The sequence below is a fragment of the Aeromonas sp. R2-3 genome (assembly GCF_040908375.1).
Lineage (GTDB): Bacteria > Pseudomonadota > Gammaproteobacteria > Enterobacterales > Aeromonadaceae > Aeromonas > Aeromonas veronii.
This window is the reverse complement of sequence record NZ_JBFODP010000029.1, coordinates 13,219-36,382: the sequence shown is the minus strand read 5'-3', so window position 1 is coordinate 36,382 and position 23,164 is coordinate 13,219. Positions and strand designations below refer to the sequence as shown.

Here is a 23,164-nt window from a genome sequence, read left to right as displayed (position 1 = left end):
TTACTTATTTATTGCCTATTTTTAGGGATTTATTGAATCCTTTCATGCAGCTTTGAGTACCCTTTTAACCGAAATTTTACATCCAGATGGTGGAAAAAAGAGATTCTCTCGACCTCGATCTTCATCACAATAAATCACAGTGTGATTATGTATGATTATTTTGGATTTGATAGTGAATGGTGGCAGTTGAATCTGCTCGCGGGGCGTCAGGTAAAGCAATGCCCATATGAATGGTGAGATGTCCGCACCAATCCAATAGCCATGAGTTGTCCTCATCTGGACGGAGCATAAATATGGAAACCCTCTACAACGCTTTTTACATCTTTTACAGTCAGGTGATGACCAAGGCACCCCTGCTGTTGGGGCTGGTGACCTGTATTGGCTACCTGTTGCTCAAGCAGGATGGCACGACGGTCGTCAAGGGCACTGTGAAGACCATCGTCGGTTTCATGCTGGTGCAGGTGGGCGCCAGTACGCTGGTGGCAGGCTTCAAGCCGGTGGTGGACAAAATTGCGGAATATCATCACCTCACCGGTTCAGTGATTGATCCCTACACCACCATGATGGCGACCATGGAAACCATGGGAGAGAACTACTCCTGGGTCGGCTATGCGGTATTGCTGGCCCTTGCCCTCAATATTCTGCTGGTGTTGCTGCGGCGCTATACCGGGATCCGCACCATCATGCTGACCGGCCACATCATGTTTCAGCAGGTAGGTCTCATCGCGGTCTTCTATATGGTGATGGGCGCCTCGATGTGGGAAACCATCCTCTATTCCGCCGTTATCATGGCGCTCTATTGGGGGATCTCCTCCAACATCATGTTCAAGCCGACTCAGGAAGTAACTGGTGGGGCGGGGTTCTCCATTGGCCACCAGCAACAGGTTGCCTCCTGGATTGCCACCAAGGTGGCGCCGAAACTGGGCAATAAGGAAGAGAGCGTCGATCACCTGAAGCTGCCAAAGTGGCTGCACATCTTCCACGACAGCATCACGGCGACCGCCATCGTGATGACCATCTTCTTCGGTATCATCCTGCTCTCGTTTGGCCTCGATAATCTGCAACAGATGGCGGGCCAGACTCACTGGTCCATCTACATTCTCGAAACCGGTCTCAAGTTTGCGGTCGCTATTCAGGTCATCGTGGTGGGGGTGCGGATGTTCGTTGCCGAACTCTCCTAGGCCTTCAAGGGGATCTCCGAACGGGTCATTCCCAACGCCGTCCTGGCAATCGATTGCGCCGCTATCTACGCCTACTCGCCGAATGCCATGGTCTTTGGCTTCATGTGGGGGGCTATCGGTCAGTTCCTTGCTGTGCTTGCCCTGCTTGCATTCCAGGCGCCCATCATGATTATCCCGGGCTTCATTCCCATGTTCTTCTCCAACGCCACCATAGGGGTGTTCGCCAACCACTTTGGCGGCTGGCGCGCAGTGATGAAGATCTGCTTCGTCATGGGGATCATCGAGGTGCTTGGCTCTGCCTGGGCTATCCACCTGTTCGCGGTCAATGGCACCAGCTTCAACGGCTGGATGGGGATGGCTGACTGGGCGCTGGTATTCCCGGTGATCATGCAGGGTCTCTCGCTATCTTCCCTGTTCTTCGTGGTGTTACTGGCTGGCGCCGGGCTCTATATGTACTTCGCTTCCCGCACCCTGCGGATGGAAGAGGATATGGCTGTCCCTAGTGCCGCCGTGGCTGAAGACGCGGCCGATCTGCCAGCCTCGCCAGTCGAGAGTGCCAAAGGGGGACATGCAGTGCGGATCCTGGCGGTATGCGGCAACGGTCAGGGCTCATCCATGATGATGAAGATGAAGATCGGCAAGTTTCTCGAGCAGCGTGGCGTGCCCCATGTCATGGACTCCTGCGCCGTGGCCGATTACAAAACCAAGCTGCAGACCACCGACATCATCGTCTCTTCCAAGCATCTGGCCGGCGAGATGAGCCCCGGTGAGGGCAAATTCGTGCTGGGCGTGCAGAACATGCTCAACCCCAATTCGTTTGGTGATGAACTGCTGGGCATCATCAAGAACAACTTTGCAAATTAAGCCGATGAGTCTCGCTGCATGTGGCCGCGGGCAAGGAGAACAAGATGAAATTCAAACAATCTCTGATGGAAAACAACTCTGTATTGCTCAACGCGGCTGCCATCGACTGGCGCAACGCCATCAAGCTGGGCACCGACATGCTGATCCGCTCCGGCGCCGTGGAGCAGCGTTACCACGATGCGATCATCGGCAGCATTGAAAAAATGGGGCCCTATATCGTGATTGCCCCCCAATTCGCGATGCCCCATGCAAGACCGGAGGATGGAGTCAATCGCACGGCGTTTGCACTGGTCACCCTGACTACGCCAGTGAAATTTGAAGGGGAAGAGGAGCCGGTGGACGTGCTGGTGACGCTGGCGGGCAGCACCTCGGATGAACACATGGAGGGGCTGATGGAGGTGACTCAGGTGCTGGAGGATGAAAACAGCGAGAGCGGGATCAACCTCGAGAAGCTGCGAGCGTGCCAAAGCACGGCAGATGTATTCAACGTCATTGATCAGGCGCTGGCGCAAGTGGTCTGAGGCACCCAACGCGGCCCCGCAAGGGGCCCAGGAGAACGAAATGTACAACTCATTGAAAGAGGCGGTACTGGAGGCCAACCTGCTGTTGCCCCGATACGGTCTGGTTACCCTGACATGGGGCAACGTGTCCCAGATTGATCGCAATCTGGGCGTGGTGGCCATCAAGCCGTCGGGGGTCTCTTACGACAATATGACCGTTGACGATATCGTGGTGGTTGATTTGGCAGGCCAGATCGTCGATGGACATTTATCCCCGTCCAGTGATACCGCAACCCATCTGGTTTTATATAAAGCGTTTAAAGGCATTTCCGGTATTGTGCACACCCATTCCCGTCATGGCACTATTTGGGCGCAAGCGGGAATGGATATTCCCGCCTTGGGTACCACCCATGCCGATTATTTCTATGGCGATATTCCCTGCACCCGTCCGCTGAGCGAAGATGAAATTCGCGTTGATTATGAAAAAAATACCGGCAAGGTCATTGTCGAAGAATTTCAGCGACGGGATCTGGATCCGCAGGCCTTGCCTGGCGTGGTCATTACTGGCCATGCCCCGTTTTGCTGGGGCAAGAGTGCGGTGGATGCGGTGCACAATGCGCTGGTGCTGGAGGAGGTCGCCACCATGGCGCTGGCAACCAGAGCGTTGAATCCGGCCATCCATATTGCGCAGGCGTTGTCTGACAAACACTATTTCAGAAAACATGGTGAGAATGCCTATTACGGCCAGCGTTAATTAGTTGGCCCATTATTTAAATTACCCATCTATTTATATTAGTGACATCAGGTTACGGCCCTTTATCGACTTTAAATCAATGGGCCAATCAATTAAGCCAAGGTTTTAAATTGAGGAAATATAGTATGACCAAACCCATGTTACAGATTGCTCTGGATTCTACCGATCTTGCTACCGCCGTGGATATTGCCGATCGCGTTGCCGGTTATGTCGAGGTGATCGAGGTCGGCACTATTCTGGCCTTTGCGGAAGGCATGTCTGCGGTACGCACCATGCGCGAGCGTCATCCTGATCACGTTATCGTGTGTGATATGAAGACCACAGATGGTGGTGCCATTCTGGCTCGCATGGCCTTCTCGGCCGGAGCTGACTGGATCACGGTATCGGCCGCCGCACATGTCGCTACCATTGCTGCATGCAAGAAAGTCGCGGACGAGTTTGGTGGGGAGATCCAGATCGAGATCTATGGCAACTGGACGCTGGATGATGCCAAACAGTGGGCCGATATGGGGATCACCCAGGCTATCTATCACCGCTCGCGGGATGCCGAGTTGGCCGGAGTCAGCTGGACGCAGGCCGATTTGAGCAAGATGCGGGCACTCTCCAAACTGGGGCTGGAGCTGTCGATCACCGGCGGTATCGTGCCGGAAGATATCCATCTGTTTGAAGGGATCCGGGCCAAGACCTTTATCGCCGGACGGGCACTGGCATCGGAAAGCGGTCAGGCAACCGCCGAAGCGTTGCGCCGAGAGATAAGCAAATATTGGTAACAGGAGCAGGTTATTAGCGGATAAAGGCCCCGGAAATACTCCGGGGCCTTGTCGCAGCAGGGGTTAGATCCACCCCTGATAGCGCAGGGGGAAGCGGCCCTGACTGTCGGGCTGGCCGAGGAAGGGGAGCCCTTGCTGCATCTGTGGTGGCAGTTCCGGGCCCGGTTTCAGGGTGCCCTGGAACAGGTATTGGCCATTGGGTTGCAGCTCGAGGCGACCCATGGTCTGCACCGCATCGGAGCTCTGCTTGAGTTCAGCCACCAGTTTGGAGTCGAGGCAGGTGAGTTTCAGCTCGGGGTCAGCCAGATCCAGCTTGCCCGCCGGGGTATCGGCGCTGGCGTTGTACCAGTCGAGGTTGCCGTAGAGGTTGTCACACCAGGGGTTGCCCTGGGCAAACTGCTCCACTTTGAGCTGCAGCTGGCCGCTGACGGTGAACGGGATCGGCAGGCGCATCGGCACCCGGCTCAGCAACCAGGGGGCGGGGGCGTTGAGGGTCAGGTCCCGGCCGAAGGCGGCGCCATTCCAGCCGACAATGCCCTGACCGTTCAGCCCGTTGCGATCGCCAAAACGTATGGCCACTTCGGGGGCGAAGCGCAGCAGCGACCAGCCGTTGAGATCCCAGCGCAGCTGGTTCACCGATTCGCTGGCATATTGCAGTCGGGCAATCTGGCCACTCCAGAGGGTGCCGCTCACCCCTTCCAGTTTCAGCAGGTTGGCAACATTGGCAGGCAGCGGCAGATGGCGAGCCACCAGTGCCGCGGGCAGGGTGGCCAGCAGGAAGAGCAGATAGGCGGCCAGAAACAGGCTGGCAATCAGGATGCGTTTTTTCATTGTGGACGACTCAACTGCAAACGTCTGACCTTGACCAGACCCGGGGCCAGATCCTCGCGGGCGATCTCGATGATTTGAACCTGAATGCCGTGCTGCTCCACCAGCGTGGAGAGCCAGAGCAGCAAGTCATCGAACTGGACAGTGTCGATCCACACTTGCAGCTCCTGCGCCTGGGGTTGCAGCCGGGCAATCTTGATCTTGTGGTTGAAGGCGGTGCGGTTGACCACCCCTTCCAGGGTGCCGCTGGTGTCTATCTGGCGCCCCTGACCCCCCTGCATGGCCAGCACCTCTTCACCTTTCTCCTTGAGCCAGGCGAGGGTCTGCTGCTGGTTCTGCACCTGCCGCTCCCGCTCTGCGATGCGGTTGGCGATGGGCTGCCAGATGCTCCAGTAGAAGAGACCGACCAGCAGCAGAACGCCGCCTGCGACCACCAGCCGCTGTTCCCGTGCTGTGATGCCGTGCCACCAGCTCTGCAATTTTTCCATCATGATGATTTACCCTTGAGCACCAGTGCGCCCTCTACCTTGCCCTCGGTGCTGCGCACCTCGCCTTGCTGTACCTCGAATTGCTTGCCAGCCAGCTCACGGAACCGCTCGATCTCGGCGAAGCCGGGAGCGGTCACCTGCAGCCGCAGCTCGCGGCGACTGGCATCAAAGCGCATCACCTGTGGTTTCAGGCCGGGGACTTCGGCAAAGGTGGGGGCCAGCTCGGTGAGCATCAGCAGCACGCCGTTTTGCGGGGCCTGTCCCATCTGTTGCAGATGCTGGTTCATCTGGCTGCGCACGTTCACGATGCGGCTCTCCCCTGGGAAGATGCGGGTATAGACGGCACGGATCTCCGCTTTCAGCGCCTTGTCCTGCTCGGTGAGCTGATAGAGCTGTACCCCGCGCTGGCCGAGGGCCACCAGCAGCAACAGACCCGCGGTGATGGCTACCTTGCGCCACTGCAACCAGTAGCGGGCATATTCGGTCTGCGGCCGGTAGGAGCCGGTCAGCAGGTTGGCGCGGCAGGTGAGGGCCCCTTTGGCCAGCAGCAGCATGGGGAGTTCCGGCTCCGCCGCCTGCCAGTTGGCGGCGGCAATGGCGGGCACCAGGGTGTGGCTGTGGATGGTGACCGGCTCCGTTTCGGTTGCCAGCAAGATAGCCAGCAGCGGTTCGTCGGCGACGATCCCCTGACAGGGGCCTTGGCGTACCAGCCACTCATTGCCGAGTTGCAGCGCAGACCAGCCATCAGCGGCCTGTGGCAGCGCCAGCACATCGGGCAGCAGTTGCAGGCTCTTGAGGCCAGCGGCATCGAGCCAGCCGAGCCACTCGGCCATCTTCTGCCGATCCACCGCCATCAGATCCACCTGCTGGCCCTCATGGGCCAGCACCACCAGATGGAGTTCGTCCACATCGGAGGCGATCTGCTCCTCCAGCAGGTAGGGGAGGGCCGCTGCCGACTGGCGGTTGTAGCGACCCGGCAGGGTGACGCGCCGGAAGATCAGATCGCTGCCCGGCACTAGCGTGACCACGGGGCGGCCACCGGCCCGCTCCTGCAGCTCGCTCAGGGCATCGGCCGAGGGCAGGGTGCCGGAGGCGATGATCTCCTGCTCCTGACCGGACCAGACCAGCCAGGCCACGGGTTGTTGTTTATTGGTCCCCAGTCGGATGACCAGACTTTCGCTCACGCATCTCTCTCCTGCGATACCGGTTTGCAAAGGGCGTTGTGCGCCCTGGCAACCGGTGCGCAGCCCGCAGGCTGCATCCAACATCTCTCGTACCCGCAGGCGATGGCCTGCAGGTGCGCTGTTTATTCGGCGCCGCTACTGAGCCGGCGCAGCATCACCAGTTTATTGTCCTTGCCCCGCTGGAACAGGGTTTCGAGCCAGGCCCGGTTGTCGCCGACCTCTGCCACGACTCGGGCTTCGAAGAAGTCGCTCTTGACCACCAGCGCCTCTTTCAGTCCTTTCACCGAATCGACCGGAGCGAGCATGTCCGTCATCAGCTTGCTCTCTTTCCACCCCTTCTGTGGCCGCTCGTTCAGCACTCGCTTGGCGTCATCCAGCCCGATAGTTCCCAGATAGAGGGCAACCAGCAGCTCGGGGCGCTGGGGGGCAAGGGTATTGATATTGATCTTCAACTTGTCGTTGGGCAGGGTGCAGACGTAGGGGGCCAGTTTGGCATAGACCCTGGCCGTCACCCCGCGCACCGCCCTCAGCTCATCCTTGCCCAGCATCCACTGGTTGGCGGTCAGATAGGGTGGCTTGAGCCCCTCGTAATAGGCGTCCTCTGCACCAAGGCTGGAGACCAGCACCGTATCCTTGTCGGTCCAGTCACGAATAGCATCGGTGAGCTGGGTCGCCTCGTAATCATCCATCGCCAGCTGCTTGAGCAGTTCGCGAAACACCTGCACCGGATAGGGCTGCTGCGCCAGCTCCTCGCCGCTTCCCGCCTTGGAGGCCACGCTCAGGCTGTTGAGGTTGAAGCAGGATTGCAGGTCGGTCACCTCGCCCTTGAGCTGGCCATCGTCCACCGGAAACACAGTGTTCTTGCGGGCCCAGTTCTGGCTGAGGTTGACCACCTCGGGGTTGTCCTTGAAATCCTGCGTCAGCACCTTGCTCACCAGCGCTTCCGCCGAGAGGGCATACCACCACGCCTGTTTGCCGGTGGTGATGTTGGCGGTGCGGCGCAGCTCAAGCTGCAGGCGGCCGCTCATATTGCTGGCAATGATCACCATCACCGAGAGGATCAGCAGCACCACCAGCAGCGCCATGCCGCGCTGGTGACCGGGGGCGGCGAGATTAGCCCGCATTGGCGCCCCCTCCGTTCTGGCTGTCACCATTACCGCCATTGGTATTGCCGTTGCCGCCGTTGTTCCCGTTATTGCTGTTGTTGCCGCCCCCCTGGTCGGGGTTGCTGCTCTGGCTGTTCTCTTCGGCGCGCTGGCCACCGGCACCAATCAGGAACTGGCGGCGAATGGTGCCGTAATCTTCCAGATCCAGCTCCACTGCCAGCCCGTGGGGCAGTACGCTGCGCTGGGTCCACTCCTCTTTCCAGTTGCCCTTGTCGAAGAAGTAGAGGCGAAACGCCGTGACTCCCGCCAGCACCGGCTGGATGCGTGGCTCGGTGCCGATCACCGGATCCGGATAGAGATAGCTCAGGCGCTCCAGCTTCTGATCCTTGAGGCGCCAACCGACCCGTTGCAGATGGGAGCGAGGCAGCATGCCGTCCGGGTTGAGCCAGCCACTGCGCATAAAGGCCATGCCCCAGTCATCGCTCTGCTGGCCGAACCGGGAAGCCGCCAGCAGCACCTTGTTGTTCTCCCCCTCGATGCGACCGCTGCGCGGCACCATCTGGGTGATGTCTCGCTCCAGCAGGGTGAAGGCGAGCTGCAATTCGTTGAGGCGGGCCTCCTTGCGCTTGGCTACCTCGTCGCTGGTGAGCACCCCCTGCAGCACCTGATAGGCGCCCATGCTGAGGCTGGCGAAGATGGCGATCGCCACCAGCATTTCGAGCAGGGTGAAACCGGCGTGACGGACGGGGCGAGGCGTGCGGGCGGATAGCTGGGTCATCGGCTGAGATAGGTCCGCATCATGGCGACCGGGTTCTCGGCCTTGGCCTCGGTGCGCACTTCCATATCGAGTGCCCGGAAGTTGTTGTCTGCGGTGGCGACACCGCGATAGCGCCAGTACCAAGTCTGCCCGGCCATCTGCTCATCCCCTTCCACCCAGCTGTCTCCGGGCCACTTGTTTTCGAGCTTCTGTTGCACCAGCTGGTTCTCTACCACCCAGGTGGCGAGTGTCTTCTGCTCCAGATAGTTGAGGGCCGAGAGGTGTTCGCTGGCGGTTTTCATTACCGCCAGACCCGCGATGGCAAAGACTGCCAGCGCCACCATGACTTCGAGTAGTGTCATACCGCGGGCGTTCACTCTGTCACCTCTTCATCCTCATCGCCGGTGAGCAGGGTGAGGCGGCCGAACTCGTCCCCCTTGACGATGCGGGTGTAGCGGGCATCGTCATCCTGCTGGGTGAAGGTGAGCACGAACGGGCTCAGCTCGCCGCCCGGGAAGATCAGTAGCTGCGGCGTGCGCTCCTTTTCGTCGCGCTTCTGTTCGATTTTCTCGTCGGAGTCCGGCTGCCAGCCAAAGCCTTCCAGCTCCAGCACCAGCGTCATGTTCTCGGCCAGTTGCACCGGCCCAAGTTGCTTGTCGCCAGTCAGGGCCAGCCACTTGCGATCCTTGGCCTGACGCTGCATAAACTGCCAGCCGTTATCCTCGATACGAATGCCTACCAGCCGACCATCCATCACCGCATACTCCTGCGCCAGCTGCAGCGTCGCCATCAGGCGGCGCGCCTGCTTGTCCAGCTCCCGATCTCCTCTGGCGCCTCCCATGCTGAGAGTGACGGCGGTGGCTACCAGCCCCATCAGCATGGCGACCAGCAACACTTCCAGCAGAGTAAAGCCGGATTGGCGATGAAAGGAGAGAGAGCGCTTCATGCAGTCAGCTCACAAGGAGTGCGGTGGCGGCATATCACTTATTGGAAATCCTTCAGGTTCCAGTTGCCGATGTCGTCATCGGTACCGGCTTCACCATCCAGACCCATGGAGAAGATGTCGATCTTGCCGAACTGGCCCGGGCTCAGCAGCTGGTACGGGTTGCCCCAGGGATCTTGCGGCAGGCGCTTGATGTAGCCGCCATCGCGGTAGCTGCGCGGCGCCGGATCGATGGAGGGCTTGGTCACCAGCGCATCCAGCCCCTGTTCGGTAGTCGGGTAGCGGTTGTTGTCCAGCTTGTACATGTCGAGGGCGTTTTCCAGCGCCACGATATCGGAGACCGCTTTCTGCTGGTCAGCTTTCTCCTTGTTGCCCATCAGGTTGGGCACCACCAGACTGGCCAGAATGCCGAGGATCACGATGACCACCATGACTTCCAGCAGGGTAAAACCGGATTGACGACGTTTGTTCATGAGTTGCTCCGTAACGAATGAGATGGGATGGCCCATCAGAGAGTGATCACTGGGTGGGTTCGACGGGCCGCCAGCGGCGCCACCGAACGCCGGAAACTTACATATTCACCATATTGTTGAGCTCGAGGATCGGCTGCAGGATCGACATCACGATAAACAGCACCACCCCGGCCATGGAGACCACCAGCATGGGTTCGAACACCCCGAGGGCGATGTTGACCTGAGATTCAAACTCCCGATCCTGGTTGTCCGCCGCCCGCTCCAGCATGCTGTCGAGCTCGCCGCTCTGCTCGCCGGAGGCGATCATGTGCAGCATCATGGGCGGGAAAATCTTGGTCTCGGTCAGCGACTTGCGCAGACTGGTCCCCTCGCGCACCCGTTCGGCGGCCTCGAGAATGCGCATTCTGGCAAAGTCGTTGGAGAGCACTTCGCCGGAGATCTTCATCCCCTCCAGCAGCGGCACCGCACTGGCGTTGAGGATGCTTAACGTACGGGCGAAACGGGCGGTGTTAAGGCCGCGGCTGACCCGGCCAATCACCGGCAGGCCGAGCAGCACCTGATGCCAGCGTCGGCGGCGCTTTTCATCGGTGAGCCACCAGCGCCAGACAAAGCTGCCAAGGAAGATCAGCAGCAGGAACCAGAGGCCGTAGGCCTGCATCAGCTCGCTGGTGCCGATGAGAAAACGGGTGGTGCCCGGCAGCTGCTGACCCATGTGTTCAAACTGGGCAACGACCTTGGGCACCACGGCGGTGAGCAGGATCGAGATAACCCCGATAGCGACGCAGGTCAATACGATGGGGTAGATCATCGCCTGCAGCAGCTTGGTGCGCATATGCTGGCGCTGCTCGGTGTAGTCAGCGAGGCGGTTGAGCACCTTCTCCAGATGGCCCGATTTTTCACCGGCCGCCACCATGGAGCGAAACAGTTGGTCGAATACATGGGGAAAAGCCCCCAGCGAGTCGGCCAGCGAATACCCTTCCACTACCTTGCTGCGCACGGTCGCCACCAGAGAGCGCAAGTGGGCCTTTTCGCACTGCTCGGCCACCGCCTTGAGCGCCTCTTCGATGGTGAGACCGGCCCCCACCAGGGTCGCCAGCTGGCGAGTGATCAGAGCCAGCTCGGCAGTGCTGGCACCGCGCCGAAACAGGGCGAAGCGGGTCGCCTCCCGTTTCGCCTTCTCGGTGGTCTCGTTCACCTCGAGGGGGGTGAGCCCCTGTTCGCGCAGCAGCTGGCGCACCTGACGGGCCGAGTCGCCCTCCATCACGCCGCTCTTGCTGCGCCCCTTGTTGTCGAGGGCCTTGTATTCGAATGCCGCCATCTCAATCTTCCCGGGTCACGCGCAGTACCTCTTCGAGGCTGGTCTGCCCCTTGAGGACCTTGTCGATGCCGTCACGGCGGATGCTGGGGGTGTGGCCGCGGATCAGCCGCTCGATGGCGAGCTCGCCGCTGGCGCTGTGAATGGCTTCACGCACCGCTTCATCGATCACCACCAGCTCGTGGATGCCGGTCCGGCCACGGTAGCCGGTGTGGTTGCACAACTCGCAGCCGACCGGACGCCACACCTGCTGATCGGGGGCCAGCTCGATGCCCATGGCGAGGCGTTCCTGCTCGGTGATGGGGCGCGGGGCGCGACAATCGGGGCAGAGGGTGCGCACCAGCCGCTGGGCCAGCACCGCCAAGAGCGACGAGGAGAGCAGGAAGGGCTCGATTCCCATGTCCCGCATCCGGGTGATGGCGCCGATGGCGGTGTTGGTGTGCAGGGTCGACATCACCAGGTGACCGGTCAGCGACGCCTGCACCGCAATCTGGGCGGTTTCCAGATCTCGAATTTCCCCCACCATCACCACATCCGGATCCTGACGCAAGATGGCGCGCAGGCCGCGGGCGAAGGTCATGTCCACCTTGGTATTGACCTGGGTCTGGCCCACCCCTTCGAGGTCATACTCGATGGGGTCTTCCACCGTCAGGATGTTGCGATCCCGCGAGTTGATTTCTGACAGCGCCGCATAGAGGGTGGTGGATTTACCGGAACCGGTCGGGCCGGTGACCAGAATAATGCCGTGGGGCTTGCGAATAAGCTCGCTGATGATGGTGCGGTTGGCCGCGGTCATCCCCAGCTGCTTGAGCTCGAGGCGCACGTTGTTCTTGTCGAGCAGACGCAATACCACCCGCTCGCCGTAGCTGGACGGCATGGTGGAGACCCGCACGTCGACGGCGCGGCCGCCGATACGCAACGAGATACGGCCATCCTGCGGCACTCGCTTCTCGGCGATATCCATCCGCGACATCACCTTGATCCGGGAGACCAGGAGTGAGGCTAGCTTGCGATGGGGGCGCAGGATCTCCCGCAGCACCCCGTCGATGCGAAAACGGATCACCAGTGCCCGCTCGAAGGTCTCGATATGGATATCGGAGGCCTCCTCCTTGATCGCCTCGCTCAACATGGCGTTGATGAGGCGAATGATGGGGGCATCGTCGTCGGCATCCAGCAGATCTTCGCTCTGGGGCAGCTCTTCGGCCAGCGCGAAGAAGTCCATCTCGTTGCCGAGATCTTCCATCAGCTGGCGCGCCTCGGAGGAGTCTCGCTGGTAGTGGGCCATCAGCAGCTCTTCGAAGGCCTCGTTGTCGAGCTGCTCCACCGCGAAGCTGCAACCCGCGACTCGCCGTACTTCCAGCAGGGCCTGCGGGGTGACGCCAGGGCGGCACTGCAGCACGGGGGCGCCGTCCCGCTCAATCAGGATCACCCCGAAGTTGCGGGCAAAGACAAAGGGGAGCTCGGGCAGTGGCGCAGGCCCGGCGCTTCCATCCAGATGGTAGGCACTCATCAGGGCTTACTCTGCACAAACGGGGTGGTGGTCTCGACAGTGTTCTGCTGTCTGCTCCGCATCTCGTTGATCTGCTTCTGGATCTCTTTTTGCAGCTCGGGCGACACCATCACATCCTGGCCATAGGCAGGCAATACCTGACGGGCGGGGGAGGTGAGATACCCCTCCTGCGAGGCGGCATTGAGCTGCTCGGCGCGGAACAGGGAGTACTTGTTGCTGGAGACACCGGTATAGACGTCCGCATCACGCAAGATGGTTGGCCGGATAAAGACCATCAGGTTGCGCTTGGAGGTGGTGTTGGAGGTGGAGCGGAACAGATAGCCCAGCACCGGGATATCGCCAAGCAAGGGCACCTTGGAGACCTGCTCCTTGGTCTGTTCGTCCATCAAACCGCCCAGCACCACGGTTTCGCCACTTTTCACCAGCACCGCGTTCTTGACGGTACGGGTATCGAAAGTGGGGCCAAGGTTGGCAGTACCGGTCGCCTGGGTCTGGGCGACGCTGGAGACCTCCTGCTCGATATTGAGCAGCACCGAATCCCCTTCGTTGATCTGCGGGGTCACCACCAGCTTGGTGCCCACCGTCTTGCGCTCGATGGTGTTGAACACTTGATCGCTGGTGGTGGAGCTTTGCGAACCGCTCTGGACCGGGACCTCCTGACCGACGTTGAAAGAGGCCTCCTTGTTGTCCATGGTGACGATACTCGGGGTGGAGAGAATATCGTTCTTGGTATTGGAGGCCAGCGCCGTGGCCAGCATGGCCCAGTCGCCGTGATAGAAACCGGCGGCCATGCCGTTGAACTCTTTCAGCAGACCGGCAGCGGTGTCGGTCTTGCCATTCTGGTAATCCTTGCCCGCCGCAATGGCGCTGCCGAGGGGCAGACCTGAGTTGGTGAACTGGGTGCCACCACCGTTGGCATTGCCCCACTGGACGCCAAGGGTGAGGCCGTCGCCATCCTGCATCTCGACGATGATCGCCTCCACCAGCACCTGGGCGCGGCGGATATCGAGCTTGGCCACCACCTGCTCCAGTTCGGACATCACGTCCGGCTGGGCGGTGATGACCAGCGCATTGGTGGTCTCGTCAGCGGAGATGGCCAGCTTGCCACCGCCGATACTGGCGCCACCTGTGGTTGCGCCGCCGCCCTTCTTGTCGGCCTCGATGCTGGAGCTGACGCCCTTGAGCACCTCGACCATGTCTTTGGCCTTGCCATATTTGAGGTAGAAGACCCGGGTGTTGCCCTGGCTCTGCAGGTCGCGGTCGAGCTGGCGCACCATCTGGATGATGCGGGCGCGCGCTTTCGGCTCACCACTCACCACCACAGAGTTGGTGCGCTCGTCGGCCACCACCTTGGGGGAGAGCAGCAGGGAGGCGGTGCCGCCTTGGGGGTTGCCATCCTTGTTGAGGTTGGTCACCAGTCGCACCATTTCCCCCGCCGAGGCGAACTTGAGCTTGATGATGTCCACATCCTGATCGCCTGCGCGGTCGACCCGGTTCACCACTTCCACCAAGCGGTTGACCACGGCGGCGCGGCCGGTGATGAGCAGCACGTTGGAGGGCTCGTAGTGCACCACGTTGCCACCACCGGCGTTGTCGTTGAGCTGGCGCAGCAGTGGCGCCAGTTCACGGACCGAGACGTTGCGCACCGGCACGACTCTGGTCACCATCTCGTCGCCGGAGCCCGGGTTGCTGCCATCCACCACCGGAATGGCGGAGGTCTTGGCATCCCGCGAGCGCAGCACCTTGAGCACCCCGTTGTCCATCGGCACCACGGCAAAGCCGTAGACATCGAGCACGCTCAGGAAGAACTGGTAGTACTGCTCCTCATTGAGCAGGTCGTAGCTGCGCACGTTGATCTTGCCGCGCACCGAGGGCTCTATGATGATGGTTTTATTGAGGTTCTTGCCCACCGTATTGATGAACTCTTCAATGTCGGCGTTCTTGAAACTGGCAGAGTATTCGGTGGCCCAAGCTGAGCCCGCCATCATCAGTGCCGCTGCGATAGTGGCCAGACGCCAGCTTTTCCCTTTAGTGGTCATTATTGGTACGACTCCAAATCATTATTCTGACAAGCGCACATAGATGTCGAACTGTTCGCCCTGTCGCTCGACGGTCACTGTCATTTCCGTTGCGCCAGCCATCTGCTGCATCGCCTGCATGGCTTGCATGTTGTCCCGTAAATCCAGCCCGTTGATGCTGATGGCCAGGTCATTGGCCTGCAGCCCGCTCTGGTTGAAAAACTCAGGATTGCTGCCCGGATTGAGGCGATAGCCGGTCATGCGGCCATCCACCTGAACCGGTGAAATATTGAGGTAATCGGTGATCTTGCCCGGATCGGCCATCAGCTCGCTGCGCAGGGAGCCAAGGGGGGCGGAGTTGGTCTGCGGCAGCGGCTTGCCATACTCCTCGCCATCCAGCATCAGCGTCTCGTCGCGGCCATCCCGCTCGATGATCACCCGATCCGGATAGACCTGCCGGATCCGCGCCTGGGTGCCGTCAATCATGTCACCGACCCCATAGGAGTTCTGGATGCCGGACATGGCGATGATGGCGATGGATTTGGCGGGATCCGAGCTCGCTAACACTCCGTTGAGCTGGGCATTGAGCTGGGTACGCGGCGCATTGGCGGCCACGGCGGCTTTGGCTTGCGCCTTGGGGATTGCCTTGCCAAACAGTGCCATTCGGCTCACCTCGCCCAGTTCAAGGCGCGGGTTGCTCTGGCCGCTGACCGCCACGGCGGAGGGTTGCCACGGTTGGCTGGTTTGCGGGCTTGCCAGGGTGAGCAGACGCCAGGTGAGGGCGGCGCTCTGCTGGGCCAGCATGATCAGCAGCGCCAGAAAGGCCACCTGGGTGACTCTGGTCATGGGAAGCCGTCGGCACTGGGCCAGCAGCATGGTCAAGATGTCATCCCTGAATCGTAGCGTCATATTAATCAACAAATTCCAGGCTCTGGGGCGGCTGCGTATTGTGTACGGCGGAGTGCTGTGACACAACGGGTCGGGGCGCGCCAAACCGTAAAAATGGATATTTCATCACACCGTAAACCTTTGAATGCTCACAAAAGTGGCACTCAGGTGAGGTGTATCGCTGCTTGCCAGCGAACATCAGGGTACGGTGCGTACTCATCCTCGCCAATCCTGCAGCGCCTTAAGGGTCACGCTCTGTCCGGCGACCTGCAGCACTATGTATTGCTGGTCGATGGTGGCGAGCACGACTCCCGGGGCGATTTCGCTCCCCTCCCGGTATTCCCGGCCATTGAGCACCACGGCGCGCTTGGCGGGGTTGGAGGAGAATACATGAGAGCCATAGTTCAATTGCGGTACCTGCTGGCGCACCGATTGTGGTGCCGAGCCCAGCGCCATCAACTGGGCCGGTTGCACGTTGTTCTGGCCGGTGGCGTGTGGCGTCTCCTGCAATGGGGTTTCATTGAGGGCTTTCATCAGCTGCTCGGCCAGACTCAGCGTGGAGGTATTCCCCTGACTGACCCCCTCGTTTTTGGCCACTGCTCTGGGTTGTACCACCGGCTCCGGCAGGGGAGGGGGTAGCGGACGGGTCACCATCGCCTTGGGTTCGACCCGCACGAAGGGTGGAGTGATCACCTCTTTCACCTCCACCTTCTCCTCGATGGGGCGCAGGTGGAGCAGATGCCAGCCATAGTTGGCGCCCGCCCCCAGCAACAGGGCCAGGGGAGCCAGCAGCCAGCCAATGCGGCGTGGGCTGCGCTCCTCTTCCCGGGGCATGGGCAAGCCGATGGCCGGAATATGGGCGGAGAGTTGCGGTTGCTGCGCACGGCGCAGCGCCTTGAGCAGTGTAGACATCAGGAGGCCTCCTCCAGTCTGGGCATGGGTTCACCGGAGAGGGCGTTGAGACGCAGCAGGGTGTTGCTGCCCGCGATGCCATCAGGGGTGAGCCCCTGAGCCCGCTGGAACTGCTGCAGCTTGTTCTTGAGCTCGCCATCGAAACGGCGCACCTTGCGCTCGGGTTGCTGCAGCGCACGGCTCAGGGCGTTGTCGAGCCACTGGATCTGGGTCTGACCGGCATTGCTGGCGATCAGGCTGACGCCCCCTTTCGGCATGCGCCAGAGCAGGGTGTAGCTGCCGCCCCAGTTGTCGCTGAGCCACTGGCGATCCACCTGCCAGCTCTGGTCACCTATCATCAGGCTGGCCTTGCCCGGTCCCAGATTGACCAGGGTCGCGTAGTAGAGGCCGCCAGTCGGGTCAGTGAGCGTGATCATGGCGGGATACTGCAAGGCGCGCAGCTCGTCGAGGCTTGCCTCTCCCTCCTGGCAGCGCAGACCAGCACGGGGGGCGTTGTCGCAGGTTGCCTCGAACGGTTCCGGTTCATAACCCCAGACCCGATAGAGATTCTGCATGGCGCTGTCGGGGTCGATGGCCTGATTGATCGCCTCGGTCAGCTGCTCCTGCTGCTCGGCGGTCTCGTCGATGGTGACCGGCACCTCGACCTTGACTACCGGACGGGTGGGGAACACGCCGAAAAATTGCCAGCCCCACCAGCCTGCGGCCACCAGCAGGGCGCCCGCCAGCGTCACCATCAGACCGGAGGCCCAGCTTCCTTCGTCCCGCACGCCATTGACCTCGAAGGCGGCCTGGCTGATATCGCTGTGGATAATTTTGTAGCTGCCACGGGCGAAAGCGGCGATCAGGGCGCGGTCACAGATGAGGTTGATGAAACGGGGGATGCCGCCACTCAGGCGATGGAGCGTCTTGATGGCGCGCGGGGTAAAGATGGGTTGTACGCAGCCTGCAACTTGCAGCCGGAAGCGGACGTAGGCATCCACATCGCTGTGAGAGAGCGGCAGCAGGTGATAGCGGGCGGTAATGCGCTGGGCCAGCTGACGCAGCAGGGGTTGGCGCAGCATCTGTTGCAGCTCGGGCTGACCGATCAGCACCACTTGCAGCAGTTTTCGTTCGTCGGTTTCGAGGTTGGTGAGCAGACGCAGCTGCTCCAGTACGCCGGGCAGCAGGTGCTGCGCCTCATCCACCAGTACCACGCTGCGCTTGCCTGCCGCCAGGTTGGCCAGCAGGTGATCGCGAATAAGGTCGAACAGCCGCTTGATCCCGGCATCTTCGGGATAGGGGAGTTGAAACTCGTCGCAGATGGCGGCCAGCAGATCCCGTTCGGTCAGGGAGGGGTTGAGGATGTAGGCGATCTCGGTCTCGGCGGGGAGCTGTTGCAGCAGGCAGCGGGAGACTGTGGTTTTGCCGGTGCCCACTTCGCCGGTCAGCAGCACAAAGCCGCCGCCATCCTGCAATCCATAGTTGAGATGAGCAAGGGCTTCGCCGTGGCGCTCGCTCATATAGAGGTACTTGGGATTGGGCGAGATGGAAAACGGGTGTTCCGAGAGGCCGAAGAACTGTGTGTACATGAGGGTATTCTTTTGTAGCCGGCGACAGATGAAAAATGTCTCCGGATGATAGCAAACCTCGCTTTCATTGGAAGCCATCATTGGCGCCGAAGGGCAAATTGCGGCCTTTTCCTGCCATCTTGTGATCCCGGTTGCGTCATTGGCACGAATCCGGATCACAAAATGACAAAAAACAGCTGTAAATAAAGGGAAATATCAATATAGGTGCGGCGTGGCAAATGCCGTCAGCATGGCGCTGAACCGGCAATGGTCAGACCTGTTTGTGTACAATTTATGACGCTGGTTGCCCTGTCAGCCATCAGGGCAAGCTGGTCGGGATGTACTTGCTCAGTGGTGATCCTGAAACTGCGCAGCAATCTCCCTGAACTGCGCTTCGCAGGCGAGAAACGCCGCGACGATGCCGGGATCAAAATGGCTGCCGCTCCCCTTCACGATGATCTCCTTCGCTTCCTCATGGCTGAAAGCAGGTTTGTAGACCCGTTTCGAGATGAGGGCATCGTAGACATCCGCTACCGCCATCAAGCGCCCGGAGAGGGGAATCGCCTCACCCGCCAGCCCTGCCGGATAGCCGCTGCCATCCCACTTCTCGTGGTGGGTGAGGGAGATCTCCCGGGCCAGCCGCAAGAAGGAGTTGGAGCCCAGCTGCGCCTCGGCACTCGCCAGCGCATCGGCGCCGATCTGCGGGTGGCGCTTCATGATGGCGAACTCCTCGTCGGTCAGCTTGCCCGGTTTGAGCAGGATGGCATCGGGAATGCCCACCTTGCCCACATCGTGCAGAGGGGCCGACTTGAACAGCAGGTCGATGGTGGCGTCATCGAGCGGATAGCGCTCCCAATCGCTGCGACTGAGGTATTGCGCCAGCGCCTTGACGTAGTGCTGGGTGCGGATGATATGGGCGCCGGTCTCGTTGTCCCGGGTCTCCGCCAGCGAGGCGAGGCCGAGGATGGCCACGTCGCGGGTCAGGTTGAGCTCGTCACTGCGGGATTTCAGCTCGCCGATCATCTGATTGGTGCTGGCGGCGATAAGACCGAACTCGTCATCCCGGGTGACCGGCACCCGGGCGTCGAAGTCACCACACTGTACTCTGGCCATGGTGCGGGTCTGCTGGCGCAGGGATAGGCCGAGATTGCGACCATAACCGTGAATAATGAGGGCGAGATAACAGAAGGTCACCGTCATTACGAAGGCGATCTCCCACAGGATGTAGTGCTGGGCATCGACCCTCGGCAGGCTGCGCTCCACCGTCACCAGCCACTCCAGATCCTTGTTGAACAGCAAGAAGAAGACGCCTCCCAGCAGGGTGAGGGTCGCCAGAGTAAAGAGGGTGAACTTGCGTGGCAGCGGCATGGCCAGCGGGTGGCTCAGTGCCAGGCTCTGCTCGGCTTGCCGTGCTCTGGCCCGATGCAAGTCTCGCTCCAGAGTCAGGTCGGCCGCTACCAGAAAGCCGAGGGTGGTCATCCCCAGCAGCACCTTGAGGTGACTCTCCAGCGGGAAGTTGTGGGCCAGGGCGTTGTAGCTCGAGAGCAGCAGTGCTCCCAGCAGGTAGAAACCCACCTCCAGTCCAAACCCGTCCAGCCCGTTGCGCGCCAAGGGCCGACTTGAGAGCAGCCAATTGCGCACGGCGAACATGATGGCAAACGTCACCAGGGTCGGCCCCAGCAACTGGGGCAGGGTGAGACTCTCGAGAAACGGGCAAACCTGCCAGCCATAGAGACAAAATAGTGACAGGGTTACCCCGTAGTGCAGGGCGCAGCGCCCCGTGATCCTCTGCATATTCCCACCCATGTTGCTGGTTATTGTTATGTCGGCGGGAGGCCCGCCATTACAGGCGCCGCAGCAGCAGGCTACCGATGGAGTAGCCTGCGCCAAAGGAGCACAGTACGCCGCGAGCCCCCGCAGGAAGGTCGCGATTGTACAGATGAAACGCGATGATGGAACCCGCCGAGCTGGTATTACCATAGCTATCAAGAATGACCGGCGCCTCCTGCTGGCTGGCATCGTGGCCGAGCAGTTTGCGGCCGATGAACTGGTTCATGGTGAGGTTGGCCTGATGGAGCCAGAGCCGGTTCAGGCTCTCGGCGGGCCAGCCCTGCTCATCGAGCTGGTTGGCAATCTGGTCGCACACCAGCGGTAACACCTCCTTGAACACCTTGCGCCCCTGCTGGCGAAACAGCTTGTCATCGCCGTAGCGGGTACGCGGGCTCAGCCGGTTCAGAAAGCCGAAGTTGTTGCGGATGTTGTTGGAGTATTGGGTCACCAGCTTGCTGGCTACCAGCTGCCACGGATTGGCCACCTTGCAATCGGCCTCCCGCTCCAGCAGCACCGCGGTGCAGGCATCGCCGAAGATAAAGTGACTGTCTCTGTCCCGGAAATTGAGGTGTCCCGAGCAGATCTCCGGATTGACCACCAGCGCCACGTTGGCGGTGCCTGCCGCCAGCATGTCGGCGGCTGTCTTGATGCCGAAGGTGGCAGACGAGCAGGCCACGTTCATGTCAAAGGCCATGCCGCTCGCCCCCAGATAGTGCTGCAGCTCGATGGCCAGCGCCGGGTAGGGGCGCGGCATGTTGGAAGCGGCCACGATCACCAGGTCGATCTCACCCGGCTCGCGGCCGGCGGCGATCAGCGCCTGCTCGGCGGCAGCCACCGCCATCTCCACCATGATGGAGGGCATCTCATCGGGCCGCTCCGCCAGTAGCGGCTGCATGATGTCGGGGTTGAGTACCCCTTCGCGGCTCACCAGATAACGGCTCTTGATGCCGGAGGCCTTCTCGATGAACTCGCAACTGGAATGCTGCTTGGCGGGGAGCTGGCCGGCGTCGATGGCGGAGGCGTTCTCCTCGTTGTAGAGATCCACATACTGGTTGAAGGCGGCCACCAGCTCTTCATTGCTGACGGCAAAGGGTGGGGTATAGAGGCCTGAGCCACTGATCACGATAGAGGTCATCTTTGCTCCTCGCCGGGTGCGTTCCCGGCTTGTCGGTTTATAGGGTAGAGAGGGTTACAGCTGGTCGATCGCCGCAGCGAGACCCGCCAGAGTCAGCGGATGCATCCGTCCGCCAACCACGTCATTCATCAGTTTGATGGAGGGATGCCAGAGCCACTCCCGCCGCGGGGTGGGATTGATCCACACCAGTTTGGGAAAGTGCTGCTGCAAGCGGGTGAGCCACACCTGACCCGACTCCTCGTTCCACTGCTCGACACTGCCGCCGGGCCAGGTGATCTCGTAGGGGCCCATGGTGGCATCCCCCACCAGGATCACCCGGTAGTCGCTGCCGTAGGTGCGCAGCAGCCGCAGGGTATCGAACCGCTCCTCAAAGCGGCGGGCGTTATCCTTCCAGACGAAGTCATAGAGGCAGTTGTGAAAATAGAAGTACTCCAGATGCTTGAACTCGTGGCGCAGGGCAGAGAATAGGCGCTGCACCTCGGCCACGTGGGCATCCATGGAGCCTCCTACATCGAAGAAAACCAACAGCTTCACCCCGTTGTGGCGCTCGGGCCGCAGCTTCACATCCAGCCAGCCCTGGCGGGCCGAACTTTTTATGGTGTCGTCGAGATCCAGCTCGTCGGGATTGCCTTTGCGCACCCAGCGTCTGAGTTTGCGCAGTGCCAGCTGGATGGCGCGCTGGCCGAGCGGTGAGTCGTCGCTGAAGTTGCGATAGTGACGGGCCTCCCACACCTTGGCCGCCTTGCCGTGCTGCCCCTCTCCACCCATGCGAACGCCCTCGGGGTGAAAACCGCCGTGGCCAAACGGGCTGCTGCCACCAGTCCCCACCCACTTGTTGCCGCCGGCGTGGCGCTCTTTCTGCTCGCGTAATCGCTGGTTAAGGGTTTCAATCAGCTTGTCGAGTCCGCCGAGGGATTTGAGCAGCGCCTTCTCCTCTGGGCTCAACAGTCGCTCGAACTCCTTGCGCAGCCACTCCTCGGGCAGGCTCTCCGGCAGCAGGGGAATGGCTTCCAGCCCCTCATAGTATTCGGCGAAGGCGCGATCGAAGCGATCGTAGTGTGCCTCGTCTTTTACCAGCAGGCAGCGGGAGAGCTGGTAGAACTCGTCCATATCGATAGCGACCAACCGGGCTGCCAGTGCGGCGTGCAAGTCCAGCAGCTCGCGCAGGCAGCAGGGGAGCTTGTGGCGGCGCAGGTGGGTAAAAAAGTCGATCAGCATGGGTCAGCTGCCGCGCCGGGCCAGAAAGGCGAGCTTCTCGAAGAGATGCAGATCCTGCTCGGTCTTGAGCAGGGCGCCATATAGCGCGGGCACCAGCTTGCCGGGCTCGCGGGCATGCATCGCCTCGGGGGCGATATCGTCGGCCAAGAGCAGGCGGATCCAGTCCAGCAGCTCCGAGGTGGAGGGCTTCTTGCGTAGTCCCTCTACCTCGCGCAGCTCGAAGAAGAGATCCATTGCCTCGCCAAGCAGGCTCTCCTTGAGGTCGGGGTAGTGGAGTTTGACGATGGCCTGCATCTCGGCCTTGTCGGGGAAGCGGATGTAGTGGAAGAAACAGCGGCGCAGGAAGGCGTCCGGCAGCTCTTTTTCGTTGTTGGAGGTGATGATAACCACCGGCCGCTGGCGCGCCTTGACTCGCTCGCCGGTCTCGTAAACGTCGAACTCCATCCGATCCAGCTCCAGCAGCAGATCGTTGGGGAATTCGATGTCGGCTTTGTCGATCTCGTCGATCAGCAGCACTGGCCGCTGCTCGGCGCTGAAGGCCTGCCACAACTTGCCTTTACGAATGTAGTGGCTGATATCGGCCACTCTGGTGTCGCCGAGCTGGGAGTCCCGCAGCCGGGCCACCGCATCATATTCGTAGAGTCCCTGCTGGGCCTTGGTGGTGGACTTGATATGCCAGGCAATGAGGTCGGTGCCTAGATGGTCGGCGACCGCTTCCGCCAGCACTGTCTTGCCGGTGCCCGGCTCCCCTTTGATCAGCAGCGGTTTTTCGAGGGTGATGGCGGCATTGACAGCCATCTTCAATGCATCGGAGGCGAGATACTGGCTGCTTCCTGAAAATCCCATAACGTCGGTTCCTTTGACGATTGGCGCCCGGAGTCAGGGGCCAGAGAGAATAAGCTCTATATGTTGTAATACCATATGGTTATAACGAATAGTCACT

21 protein-coding genes and 2 pseudogenes are annotated in these 23,164 nt (G+C 60.8%); 5 read left to right on the top strand and 18 right to left on the bottom strand.

Features of this window, described 5'->3' with window-relative positions; genetic code table 11:
* Window positions 1-230: 230 nt before the first annotated feature.
* The 5 genes and pseudogenes from AB5Z02_RS15085 to AB5Z02_RS15065 all read left to right on the top strand — a co-directional run.
* Window positions 231-1,529, top strand: a pseudogene (locus tag AB5Z02_RS15085) (PTS ascorbate-specific subunit IIBC); the annotation flags it as partial.
* Window positions 1,530-2,045 carry a hypothetical protein gene (locus AB5Z02_RS15080; RefSeq protein ID WP_368216365.1) on the top strand — a complete coding sequence of 172 codons (516 nt, stop codon included), beginning with the start codon at window positions 1,530-1,532 and terminating at the stop codon, window positions 2,043-2,045.
* A 44-nt stretch (window positions 2,046-2,089) separates the two neighbouring features.
* Complete coding sequence (locus tag AB5Z02_RS15075; protein ID WP_368216355.1) at window positions 2,090-2,566, top strand: PTS sugar transporter subunit IIA; 477 nt, start codon at window positions 2,090-2,092, stop codon at window positions 2,564-2,566.
* Window positions 2,567-2,606: 40 nt separating this feature from the next.
* Window positions 2,607-3,299, top strand: a complete 693-nt coding sequence (locus AB5Z02_RS15070) for an L-ribulose-5-phosphate 4-epimerase (protein WP_368216354.1) — start codon at window positions 2,607-2,609, stop codon at window positions 3,297-3,299.
* Window positions 3,300-3,424: 125 nt separating this feature from the next.
* Complete coding sequence (locus tag AB5Z02_RS15065) at window positions 3,425-4,069, top strand: 3-keto-L-gulonate-6-phosphate decarboxylase UlaD (RefSeq protein WP_368216353.1); 645 nt, start codon at window positions 3,425-3,427, stop codon at window positions 4,067-4,069.
* A gap of 63 nt (window positions 4,070-4,132) precedes the next feature.
* Here AB5Z02_RS15065 and exeN read toward each other — a convergent pair whose 3' ends face one another.
* The 18 genes and pseudogenes from exeN to AB5Z02_RS14975 all read right to left on the bottom strand — a co-directional run bounded on the left by exeN (window position 4,133) and on the right by AB5Z02_RS14975 (window position 23,067).
* Window positions 4,133-4,900 (bottom strand): GspN family type II secretion system protein ExeN, encoded by a 768-nt coding sequence (gene exeN, locus AB5Z02_RS15060; protein WP_368216352.1) that lies wholly within the window; start codon window positions 4,898-4,900, stop codon window positions 4,133-4,135.
* Complete coding sequence (gene exeM / locus AB5Z02_RS15055) at window positions 4,897-5,388, bottom strand: GspM family type II secretion system protein ExeM (protein WP_204479835.1); 492 nt, start codon at window positions 5,386-5,388, stop codon at window positions 4,897-4,899. The genes exeN and exeM overlap by 4 nt, the downstream gene beginning before the upstream one ends.
* A complete protein-coding gene (gene exeL, locus AB5Z02_RS15050; protein WP_368216350.1) occupies window positions 5,385-6,569 on the bottom strand; it encodes a GspL family type II secretion system protein ExeL in 1,185 nt (394 codons plus the stop codon). Before exeL ends, exeM begins: the two co-directional genes overlap by 4 nt.
* 122 nt (window positions 6,570-6,691) lie before the next feature.
* A complete protein-coding gene (gene exeK, locus AB5Z02_RS15045) occupies window positions 6,692-7,693 on the bottom strand; it encodes a GspK family T2SS minor pseudopilin variant ExeK (protein ID WP_368216349.1) in 1,002 nt (333 codons plus the stop codon).
* Window positions 7,694-7,805: 112 nt separating this feature from the next.
* Window positions 7,806-8,453: pseudogene (gspJ, locus tag AB5Z02_RS15040) on the bottom strand (type II secretion system minor pseudopilin GspJ); the annotation flags it as partial.
* Entirely contained in the window at window positions 8,450-8,809 is a 360-nt protein-coding gene (gene exeI / locus AB5Z02_RS15035) for a GspI family T2SS minor pseudopilin variant ExeI (RefSeq protein WP_368216347.1), read from the bottom strand. The gene exeI and the pseudogene gspJ, both read right to left, overlap by 4 nt.
* Window positions 8,806-9,378 carry a GspH family T2SS minor pseudopilin variant ExeH gene (gene exeH, locus AB5Z02_RS15030; protein WP_368216346.1) on the bottom strand — a complete coding sequence of 191 codons (573 nt, stop codon included), beginning with the start codon at window positions 9,376-9,378 and terminating at the stop codon, window positions 8,806-8,808. Before exeH ends, exeI begins: the two co-directional genes overlap by 4 nt.
* Window positions 9,379-9,416: 38 nt before the next feature.
* A complete protein-coding gene (exeG, locus tag AB5Z02_RS15025; RefSeq protein WP_005338297.1) occupies window positions 9,417-9,848 on the bottom strand; it encodes a GspG family T2SS major pseudopilin variant ExeG in 432 nt (143 codons plus the stop codon).
* A 97-nt stretch (window positions 9,849-9,945) separates the two neighbouring features.
* Window positions 9,946-11,166 carry a GspF family T2SS innner membrane protein variant ExeF gene (gene exeF, locus AB5Z02_RS15020; RefSeq protein ID WP_005338296.1) on the bottom strand — a complete coding sequence of 407 codons (1,221 nt, stop codon included), beginning with the start codon at window positions 11,164-11,166 and terminating at the stop codon, window positions 9,946-9,948.
* A gap of 1 nt (window position 11,167) precedes the next feature.
* Window positions 11,168-12,673 carry a GspE family T2SS ATPase variant ExeE gene (gene exeE, locus AB5Z02_RS15015; protein ID WP_040065841.1) on the bottom strand — a complete coding sequence of 502 codons (1,506 nt, stop codon included), beginning with the start codon at window positions 12,671-12,673 and terminating at the stop codon, window positions 11,168-11,170.
* The gene (exeD, locus tag AB5Z02_RS15010) at window positions 12,673-14,712 is read right to left on the bottom strand and encodes a GspD family T2SS secretin variant ExeD (protein WP_064336999.1); all 2,040 of its coding nucleotides are present in this window, start codon (window positions 14,710-14,712) and stop codon (window positions 12,673-12,675) included. The genes exeE and exeD overlap by 1 nt, the downstream gene beginning before the upstream one ends.
* Before the next feature lie 21 nt (window positions 14,713-14,733).
* Window positions 14,734-15,567 carry a GspC family type II secretion system variant ExeC gene (gene exeC, locus AB5Z02_RS15005; protein WP_368216364.1) on the bottom strand — a complete coding sequence of 278 codons (834 nt, stop codon included), beginning with the start codon at window positions 15,565-15,567 and terminating at the stop codon, window positions 14,734-14,736.
* Between the two features lie 228 nt (window positions 15,568-15,795).
* A complete protein-coding gene (exeB, locus tag AB5Z02_RS15000; protein ID WP_368216345.1) occupies window positions 15,796-16,491 on the bottom strand; it encodes a GspB family T2SS assembly factor variant ExeB in 696 nt (231 codons plus the stop codon).
* Window positions 16,491-18,059: an ExeA family protein gene (locus AB5Z02_RS14995; protein WP_368216344.1), complete on the bottom strand. Its 1,569-nt coding sequence runs from the start codon at window positions 18,057-18,059 to the stop codon at window positions 16,491-16,493. The genes exeB and AB5Z02_RS14995 overlap by 1 nt, the downstream gene beginning before the upstream one ends.
* A gap of 327 nt (window positions 18,060-18,386) precedes the next feature.
* The gene (locus AB5Z02_RS14990) at window positions 18,387-19,832 is read right to left on the bottom strand and encodes an HD domain-containing phosphohydrolase (protein ID WP_368216342.1); all 1,446 of its coding nucleotides are present in this window, start codon (window positions 19,830-19,832) and stop codon (window positions 18,387-18,389) included.
* A 49-nt stretch (window positions 19,833-19,881) separates the two neighbouring features.
* A complete protein-coding gene (locus AB5Z02_RS14985; RefSeq protein ID WP_139459968.1) occupies window positions 19,882-21,003 on the bottom strand; it encodes a beta-ketoacyl-ACP synthase III in 1,122 nt (373 codons plus the stop codon).
* Between the two features lie 54 nt (window positions 21,004-21,057).
* Window positions 21,058-22,221: a VWA domain-containing protein gene (locus tag AB5Z02_RS14980; protein ID WP_231720402.1), complete on the bottom strand. Its 1,164-nt coding sequence runs from the start codon at window positions 22,219-22,221 to the stop codon at window positions 21,058-21,060.
* Between the two features lie 3 nt (window positions 22,222-22,224).
* Window positions 22,225-23,067: an AAA family ATPase gene (locus AB5Z02_RS14975; RefSeq protein WP_368216340.1), complete on the bottom strand. Its 843-nt coding sequence runs from the start codon at window positions 23,065-23,067 to the stop codon at window positions 22,225-22,227.
* Between the last annotated feature and the right edge of the window lie 97 nt (window positions 23,068-23,164).